The organism is Acidithiobacillus sp. TH-A67 (assembly GCF_057473545.1).
Map to the genome: position 1 here is coordinate 1 of NZ_JBYCKU010000019.1, position 8324 is coordinate 8324.

Annotated in this window: 9 protein-coding genes; 5 read left to right on the forward strand and 4 right to left on the reverse strand. The window is 57.6% G+C overall.

Going from position 1 to position 8324, the window contains the following annotated elements:
- Window positions 1–114 precede the first annotated feature (114 nt).
- Window positions 115–339 (reverse strand): hypothetical protein, encoded by a 225-nt coding sequence (locus tag AC2VNM_RS02330; RefSeq protein WP_483167024.1) that lies wholly within the window; start codon window positions 337–339, stop codon window positions 115–117.
- A gap of 180 nt (window positions 340–519) precedes the next feature.
- Here AC2VNM_RS02330 and AC2VNM_RS02335 point away from each other — a divergent pair, with 180 nt between their 5' ends.
- The 5 genes from AC2VNM_RS02335 to hybE are packed head-to-tail and all read left to right on the forward strand — an operon-like array spanning window position 520 to window position 6039.
- A complete protein-coding gene (locus AC2VNM_RS02335) occupies window positions 520–3270 on the forward strand; it encodes a molybdopterin-dependent oxidoreductase (RefSeq protein ID WP_483167025.1) in 2751 nt (916 codons plus the stop codon).
- A 10-nt stretch (window positions 3271–3280) separates the two neighbouring features.
- Window positions 3281–3904 (forward strand): 4Fe-4S dicluster domain-containing protein, encoded by a 624-nt coding sequence (locus AC2VNM_RS02340; RefSeq protein WP_483167026.1) that lies wholly within the window; start codon window positions 3281–3283, stop codon window positions 3902–3904.
- Window positions 3901–4935, forward strand: coding sequence for an NrfD/PsrC family molybdoenzyme membrane anchor subunit (gene nrfD / locus AC2VNM_RS02345; RefSeq protein WP_483167027.1), 1035 nt, complete (start codon window positions 3901–3903; stop codon window positions 4933–4935). The genes AC2VNM_RS02340 and nrfD overlap by 4 nt, the downstream gene beginning before the upstream one ends.
- A complete protein-coding gene (locus tag AC2VNM_RS02350; RefSeq protein ID WP_483167028.1) occupies window positions 4886–5461 on the forward strand; it encodes a TorD/DmsD family molecular chaperone in 576 nt (191 codons plus the stop codon). The genes nrfD and AC2VNM_RS02350 overlap by 50 nt, the downstream gene beginning before the upstream one ends.
- 29 nt (window positions 5462–5490) lie before the next feature.
- The gene (hybE, locus tag AC2VNM_RS02355) at window positions 5491–6039 is read left to right on the forward strand and encodes a [NiFe]-hydrogenase assembly chaperone HybE (RefSeq protein WP_483167029.1); all 549 of its coding nucleotides are present in this window, start codon (window positions 5491–5493) and stop codon (window positions 6037–6039) included.
- A gap of 121 nt (window positions 6040–6160) precedes the next feature.
- On the opposite strand, the gene AC2VNM_RS02360 is transcribed toward hybE, so the two are convergent.
- The 3 genes from AC2VNM_RS02360 to AC2VNM_RS02370 all read right to left on the reverse strand — a co-directional run bounded on the left by AC2VNM_RS02360 (window position 6161) and on the right by AC2VNM_RS02370 (window position 8240).
- Window positions 6161–6820: a DUF2202 domain-containing protein gene (locus tag AC2VNM_RS02360; protein WP_483167030.1), complete on the reverse strand. Its 660-nt coding sequence runs from the start codon at window positions 6818–6820 to the stop codon at window positions 6161–6163.
- A gap of 128 nt (window positions 6821–6948) precedes the next feature.
- Entirely contained in the window at window positions 6949–7383 is a 435-nt protein-coding gene (locus AC2VNM_RS02365) for a PadR family transcriptional regulator (RefSeq protein ID WP_483167031.1), read from the reverse strand.
- Between the two features lie 257 nt (window positions 7384–7640).
- Window positions 7641–8240 (reverse strand): Crp/Fnr family transcriptional regulator, encoded by a 600-nt coding sequence (locus tag AC2VNM_RS02370; protein ID WP_486912801.1) that lies wholly within the window; start codon window positions 8238–8240, stop codon window positions 7641–7643.
- Window positions 8241–8324: the final 84 nt, after the last annotated feature.

The window sequence follows — 8324 nt, forward strand, 5'->3', positions numbered from 1 at the left end:
CTATCCGCTCCTGCGTCATTCGTCCTTGCCTCTCTACTCTTCCAGGCGGACATTTCTAACGTGCCGAAAGCGGACATTACTAATTTGCTGCTACACATAAGAAATCGGAGGGATTCACTTCACGGTATCCTGTCCACACTGGACGCAACCGTCTCTGCAAAGCTGACTACCCGGCAGATATTTGGCGATTCCTTTTCCGAGAGAGGGCGTTTCGGCGATGAACAACCGCATGGCAACTCCTGACATCCAGCACTGACCAAAGCCCTTGTCTACCGCACTCACAAGGACTTCCTCGTCATGGCCTACCTGATCCTGGGTAAGCTGGGGCTCAGTACCCACATAAAACATCGATGAATCAATACCATATAATACGATATCGGTATCTTGTTATTTCTATACCAAGGATTATAATATAAGAATATAGTATGATTGTGTTGTATCTGTAGAAACAAGACCGGCGTTCTGCGTCGGCTTAATTCGGTTCGTCACAACGCGTATTTACAGGCAGGAGGCCTAATCATGGCTTGGCAGTTCCCTAAAATGACCCGCCGCAGTTTTCTCAAAAACACCAGCCTGGGGGCAGTCGGCGTCACCCTGTACCGCCCGAACTGGATTCAGATCGCCGGGCCCGACCACCCTGATCCGGAGGATCATTTCGCCTATTCCATTTGTAATTATTGTTCGTCTTTCTGCTCCCTACGCATCACGGTGGCCGAGCGCAAGGGCAAGAGCCGTATCATGAAGCTGGGTGGCAATCCCAACTCGACCCTCAACGGCGACAAGATCTGCGCCCGCGGTCAGTCAGGTTTACGCCAGGTCTACAGCGCCAATCGCATCAAGACACCCCTCATTCGCGTGGCGGGCAGCAAGCGGGGAGAGATGAAATTCCGCTCGGCAACCTGGGAAGAAGCCTGGGACTACATTGCTCGGAAGAGCAAAAACATCAAACCCTGGGAATGGACGGTTTACGGCGGCTGGAGCACCTGCTCCTTCTACGTGCCCCATACCATTGCCTTCACCTCTGCCATCCAGTGCCCTAACCTCATTACCTCGCCCACGCAAAACTGCGTCTTTGACGGTCACCTGGGCACCAATTCCATGACCGGCAACTTTGTGGTGCATGGTGAAAACATCGAGGATTACGAAAACAGCGATTATATCCTCTCCATCATCGGCAATGCCTGCATTGGCGGCGTTTCCACCTGCCGCGCCGTCCGCTTTGCCGGGGCTAAGGAAAAGGGTGTCAAGGTGGTAGTACTCGACCCCCGCGCCTCTGAAACCGCGGCCAAAGCCGATGAGTGGTACGCCATCAAGCCGGGCACCGACCTGGACTTCACCCTGGCCATGCTTCGCGAGATGATGCACCAGGGTTGGTACGACGAAGATTTTCTCATCAGCCATAGCAACCTGCCCTTCCTCGTCCGGAAAAACGCCCACAACGCATGGGAACTGTACCTTTCGGCCGACAAGGAGCCCGCAGTAATCGACCAGCACAGCGGACAAGTGGTCTTCCTCCCCGCGTTCAGCAATAGCAATCTCCGAAGCATCAGCGGCGCCGCAGTCAAACCGCAATTGCGCGCCCCGGCCAACTTCCAGCACGGGGGCAAGACGCTCGTCACGGTTTTCGACGCCCAGTATCAGGAACTGGAGCCCTACACGCCCGAGTGGGCAGCCGACAATACGGGCATCGCTGCCGGCGACATCCGCAAGATCGCCCGTGAATTCGGCACCGCCAAATCACCCATCGTCATTCCTGGCTGGTCCGGCGCCCGCTATGGCAACATCCAGATGTTGCGCCGGGTGCAGGCGATGATCCAGACCCTGAAAGGTGGTCTGGATGTGCCCGGCGGCTGGATCTTCGGCGGCGATTATCGCGAACAGGTGCGCAACATGTGGGCGCAAAAGGACAACCCCAAGGCCCCGCCACTGGCAAGCCTTGCCGGTATGCCTTTCGTCTACTGGTCCGCCAATGCGGCGGCCAATCCGGGCACTCATAACCATGGTTATCCGGCCTGGGCGGCGGTGCATCGCGATCAGACCCCCAAGGATTCCCCGGACTGGGCGGCCTTCCCTTTCACCACGGAGGTAGGATTGGATTCCGCCATCCGGGGCAAGCTCACCTGGAAGGGCGCGCCCTACCTGTGCAAGGCGATCCTCCTGAATGGTACCAATCCCATGCGCGATGCGCCGGAAGGGTTCTGGCAAGAGGCGTTCACCCACTCCAACATGGAACTGGTGGTGGTCATGGATGTCATGCCCGCCGATACCGTCGCCTATGCCGACGTGGTTCTGCCGGAGCTCACCTATCTGGAACGGGACGAGCCCGCCATTTACGGCAACGGCGTCAACCCCGACAACATGCTCATCACTCGATACCAAGCCGTTCCGCCCGCCTATGACAACGTCATTCTGACCGACGCCTTCCTGAAATTCACGGAGATCCTTACGGGCAGCCCCGAACCCTATTACCAGTCCGTGCAGAATTTGATGGGTATTCCTGCGGCGCGGCTCAAGGCCCTGACCGAGGAAAAGCGCGCCAAGGGTATCAAGAATCCCTTCACCATGGCCCTCCGCCAGATGGACTTCGAGGCCAAGGCTGAGGGCCTGGGGATCACCGCGCAAAAGCTCGATGTCGTATTGCGCGAGAAGGGGGTCTATCCCGTGGCCAAGGCGGAAGAACTCATCGCCAACTATGGGATGCCGCGCAAGATGGCACTGCCGACGCCCAGTGGCCGCGCCGAATTCTACAGCAATCTCTATGGCCAACTGCGCGAACAATTTGGCTTGTGGGACAGTCCCTATTTCTCAGTGCTGGCCACCCACATCCCCGCCGACTGCCGGCCGGGCAGCAGAGCACCCATGGCTGACGACGAATTCTATTTCACTTTCGGGATGGTACCGGTCGTCTCCCATTGCTCGCCCAACAACGATTTCCAACCTCTGGTAGGGATCAGCAAGTTCCGCGGCGAGATTTATACGGGTCTTTGGGTGCACAGCGCGCGTGCCGGCAAACTCGGACTGAAGGAAGGCGACAAGGTATGGGTGACCAACCAGCTCACGCAGCAGAAGGCGGAGGCTTCGGTTCATGTCACCCGTCTCGTCCGGGAAGATACCGTCTTTCTCTACAGCGGCTATGGCGACCAGAATCCGGCCCTCACCCATGGCTATCGCATGGGCACAGCCCTCAACAAGATCACCCCCAACTTCATCGAACCGGTGAGCGGCGGTTTCCGCTCCCAGGAATTCACCGTGCGCCTGGAACGCGTCTGAGGAATCATCCATGACCAAATATGCCATGCTCATCAATCTGGACACCTGCGTCGGCTGCAACGCCTGTATGGCGGCCTGCGCCATGGAAAACCAGACTCCGGTGTGGAACCCCGACAAATTCCGCACTTATGTCTATGACGAAGAGATCGAAGTGGGCGACAAGATCCTCCGCCAGTTCTTTCCCAAGCTCTGCAACCACTGCGACAACCCGCCCTGCGTGAGCGTCTGCCCCACCGGCGCCACCTGGAAGGAGGCCAACGGCATCGTCCGCGTCAATCCGGAGGTCTGCATGGGTTGCCAGGCCTGTGCCATGGCCTGCCCCTATGATGCCCGCTACGCTGCCGACCGTCAGGATATCAGCCAGGGTGAAGCCTATTACGGCAAAAACTTCCTCAAGCGTACCGTACCCAGCATCGACAAGTGCGATTTCTGCTATGAACGCCTGCAGGAGGGCCTGCAACCGGCCTGCGTGGAGACCTGCGTGGCCCACTCTCGCATCTTTGGCGATCTGGACAATCCCAACGACCTCATCACCAGGGTTGTCGCCACCGGCAAGGCCCAGGGTCTGCTCACGGAGTTGGGCACTGGTCCCAACGTCTACTATGTACATAAAATTCCGGAGGAACTGCTATGAGTGCCGTTCATTTCGCAACCACCTTCGCCACTCAGGATCGCTGGGGCGTGCTGGTCGCCGCCTACCTTTTCCTGGGCGGTCTGGGCGCCGCCCTCATCGCCCTGAGCCTCTTCAGCCACCGCTACTTTCAAGCGGGACGCGCCATCACCCTCTGGGGCACCCTCTCCGGTGAGGCTTTCCTGGGTTTTGGTTCCGCCTTGCTCTTGGTGGATCTGCTCCATCCGGTTCGGGTCTGGGAGATCCTTGTGCCCTGGAATGTGCTCTTTTTACCTTGGTCCTGGATTGCTTGGGGTACCCAGTTCATTATCTGGGCAATGGTTTTCGGTTTGCTTTATATCTGGCCTCTGCTGCTGGACGAGCCGTGGTTTCGCAAACTGCCTTTGGCTGGTCCCTGGTTGGGAAGATGGTTCGATCTGCCGCTGATTCGTCTCGTTGGCGATTGGGCTGGGCGCCTGCGCACGCCCATTGCCTGGGTCGCCATCCTCACGGGAATAGGTACGGCGGTTTATACCGGTTTACTGTTGCGTTCTTTTCCCGCTGCAGCCCTGTGGGCCAACGATCTCGTCCCTCCCTTGTTCACTGTTTCCGCATTTTCCACGGCCTTGGCTTATCAGCTTATCGTCCTGTATGCGGTACTGCATCAGCATGGTGTCATGACTCGTTGGTATGAGCGCCTGGATCTCCTCCTCATTGCTGTGGAAATCGTGCTCATCTTCAGTATTCTTCTCGTCATACTGCCCGGTAGTCGCAGCGGCCAAGCCAGCCTGTCCATCCTCTGGCACAGTTGGGGCTGGATCATCGGCTTCCTGGGCATTGGCTTGATCCTGCCCTTCGTCATGGAAAGCAAGGGCATCCTCCTAGGCTGGCAACGCAGCGCTCCGGTGATCCTCACAGCCTGCATGGTCCTGTTCGGAGGGTTCCTGTTACGCCACTACTTCCTGGCCTGCGGGGTGTATGTCTTTCCTTGGGGGAATGCCGGCCATGACGGAGTCCTCGGCGCAGGTATTTATCATGTCCTTACCACCCACTGAAGCGGCCTCCGACACCATCGCCATCTGGCACTTCTGCGCCATGGCGCTGGCGGAGCCGGATGGTGAGTCCCTGGATCTCCTGCGGGAACAACCCTACCAGCCCCTCTGGTTGGCCACCGCCATGCAGGAGTTGAGCTCTCTGCCCTTGGATGTTTGGCAGGGGGAACATACCCGGCTCTTCACCTTTCCGGCCCTCTGTCCACCCTTTGCCTCGGCCTATCTCGAAGAAGGTACTCTAAACGGCCATCGCGCGGCCGCTCTGGAAACGTTCTATGCCGACTTAGGCTTATTATCCACGGGGCTTCCTGCGGATTATCTGGGCACCATCTGCGAATGCGCCGCCTTCCTCCACGAGGAGAATGGACCCGAAGTCCTGCGGGGATTTTGCCAAGACACGCTCAGTGATTGGCTGGATCGTTTTCTTGGCGATCTTACGTCGCAGAGCGAACTTCTCTTTTACCGTGGCCTTGCCCAAGAACTGGCTAGACTGGCCTACGCCTGCCTCGCACCGGAGCGCCAGACATGACGCACAGAAGCACCGCTGAAGGATCTGGGATGGCCACCTGGCAAATTCTTCCCGCCGCAACAGCGGAAACCCTAGCTCTGCAGATCACCGCCGCCTTCCGCCACCGGCATGAGGCCTGTTTTCGCGACAGTCAGGCCGCCCATCCGGATCTGAGCGTGGAACTGCGCGATTTGCGTTCCGTCACCGGCTGGTGGTTGGGCCACCTACTCACTCCCATCGCCCTCTACCGAATCTGCATACCCACAGCCATCCCTGCCGCCCCCCTGCCCAGCGGCTGGACCGCTGCCGAGTGCACTGCCCTTCCCTGTCTCAGTCTCGGTCCTCCCCTGGCTCTGTCCGTCCCTGGGCTCATCGGTCAGGGCCACCTCCACTATCTGCCCGAACTGGGCCACTTCCTTCTTCAGCCCGAGGTGCAGGGCCTCCGTCGCTACCCCGATGCCGACGCCGTCTTCGCCGCCTGGGGCCAAGTCCTCCGCTTCCGCCAGCAGTCCCGCGCCAACCTGGAACAGCAGCAACAATGCGACCGCCGTGCCTTTTTGCGGCGCCTCATTCCTGATCCGAGAGATGGGACGCCATGATTTTGCTTCCAGACATTATGTTTACTGTCTGAAATACCTTTGCCAAGCGAAAGGTATCACCCGACTTTTCCGCACTCTTGAAGCGCACTCCTGCATGTAACGCTTTGCCATCTATCCACGATCAATCCAATCCACAGTCCTCATGGGGAGAGAGCGCAATACGTTCAAAGGGTTCCGCTGCCATATGCTGAGGCTGGTAGGAAATTCCCAGCTTTTCTTTCCACCGGTAAAAAGCGCGCAGGTGGTTCCGTGATCCTCTCTCCAGCTCCGCATAAACGGCACGGATGATGGCCTTTCCCGTTTGCCTGGCAGCTTTCTGGAGATCGTCAATATCCAGCTCTTCGATAAGCAGGCCAACGCGGATGGCCTCCTCCCTACTTTGGAGGCCCCGTTCCATCAATTGATCATAGAGCCGCTGGAGCTCAGCACGGTGGAACTCTCCAACACCAAGCCCTTGTGCCGGGTCCGGCAAGCCATAATGCTCCAGCAAAGCGAGGATGGCGTCCATATGCACTTGCTCCGAGCCGGTGATATTCTCAAACGGTCGTATTCCCCAACGCGCGTAGAGCCGAATATAGACATCTCGTGCAATCTTCTCTTCCTCTCGCATGAGCAGTAATCCTTCCTGTTCCGCGGGACTGAGCTGCTCCCTTGGACTGCGGGAAATTTCCATACGCATTTGCTGCAAATGCTGAGTCCGATGCGCGCTATGGTCTGGCATATCTTCGAGCATCGTGGGAAAACGTCCTTGCTGCTGCCCGCTATCTGAAACACAGCCCAACCGCCCTGCTCCTTTCCCTGCCCCCCTCATACCCTGACTTTCCATACCTTTTCTCCTTCTCGCATTCCCCATACCCCGACCAGCACTTGCTCCAAGAAAGTTCTTCATCATCTGTCCTCACACTCCCATCAAACTCGACTATCCAACGCCTGGATTTTGTCCAAGGCCTCCTGCAAGATACTCTGCATCTGCTGTAACAACTCCGGCTGCTGGCCGTTCAAACCCATACGCTCATGGACGGCATCACGCAGCGCGTGCAGCTGGCTACGCGTCTTTTCCACTTCATCACTTCCCATAGCGGCCAGTCGTTCTTCGACGGCGACGGCCAACCCCCAGTTTTGCTGCAAGAAGCCAAAACCTTGTTCCGTCACTTGGTAAAGCCGCTTGTTACCTTCTGAAATCGTCGACAGATAGCCCTGATCTTCCATCAGATAGAGCATGGGGTAGAGCATGCCAGGACTTGGGCTGTAAACATCCTTCGATTGCTCCTGCAGAAACTTGATCAGCTCGTACCCATGAGCCGGACGCTCTGCTAAGCGCTTCAGAATGACGAATCGCAGCATACCCTGGTCCAACAGACGCGCTCGCCGCCGACCGTCACCACATTTTTTCGAAGACTTACCACACAAGGCTTCGCCCTTACCGCCCCTTCTCATTGAGCACTCCCGCCGGCCTGTGCCACAGCATTAAGATATATCGTACTTAGATATATCATAGACCACAAAAGCGCGGTGTCAAGCGCGTTTGCTCGGCTGCTCAGTCGCTGCCAAGGATAGGAGAGCGCAGCCAGGGATCGTCTTGGTATTTGCCGGAGCGAAACTTATACTGAGTTGTCCTGCAAATATTGTCGTAGCAACGGATACTGTACCTGGATCCAGCCATGCTGCTCACGCAGGAGCCGTTGCCGCTTCAGCTTCGCCATGATTCGGCTCACATGCTCCTTGGACATACCCAGATAATTGGCCAATTCTTGGCGGCTAAGGGGAAGGGCGATTTTCTGGCCATCGGGGTAGTCTCCACACCATCGCAATAAAAATCTGATAACCCGACGCTCGGCGCTGGAGGACAGCACAAGGAGCAAGTGCTCTTCCGTTTCTTGCTGGGCCAGTTGTAGTCTTTTCCGAATTGCCTGTCGAACTCGCGGTTCCCGCTCACACCAAGCCTGCAAAGCATCTACTTCGAGGGAGCAAATGCGAGAGGCAAGGAGGGCCGTCGCGGTGTGTTGGTAATCGGGTAAGTCCAGCCCCTCGAATCCCCAGATATCCCCGCTACGTAGCAATCCTATGAGCTGCGTTTCCTCCGCGCCAAAGCGCTCCAGTTTGATGACGCCCTGACGAACGACAAATGCGTGCCTTGCCGGAGATCCTTCTTGGCTCAGCACCGTACCCGCGGCAGCCGCCAGGTCGGAGTAACCGCTCAAACGGCACCGTACTTTCCGGGCTGGCTGGCGAGCTCTAACCTGCTTTTGTTTTCACTGAGCAGGAGTGCGATATGAACCCGCGAC

What these genes read in the sequence shown, in the direction of transcription:
- AC2VNM_RS02335 (WP_483167025.1), top strand. Translation starts at nt 520, where the DNA reads ATGGCTTGGCAGTTCCCTAAAATGACCCGCCGCAGTTTTCTCAAAAAC.
- AC2VNM_RS02340 (WP_483167026.1), top strand. Translation starts at nt 3,281, where the DNA reads ATGACCAAATATGCCATGCTCATCAATCTGGACACCTGCGTCGGCTGC.
- nrfD (WP_483167027.1), top strand. Translation starts at nt 3,901, where the DNA reads ATGAGTGCCGTTCATTTCGCAACCACCTTCGCCACTCAGGATCGCTGG.
- AC2VNM_RS02350 (WP_483167028.1), top strand. Translation starts at nt 4,886, where the DNA reads ATGACGGAGTCCTCGGCGCAGGTATTTATCATGTCCTTACCACCCACT.
- hybE (WP_483167029.1), top strand. Translation starts at nt 5,491, where the DNA reads ATGGCCACCTGGCAAATTCTTCCCGCCGCAACAGCGGAAACCCTAGCT.
- AC2VNM_RS02365 (WP_483167031.1), bottom strand. Translation starts at nt 7,383, where the DNA reads ATGCTGCGATTCGTCATTCTGAAGCGCTTAGCAGAGCGTCCGGCTCAT.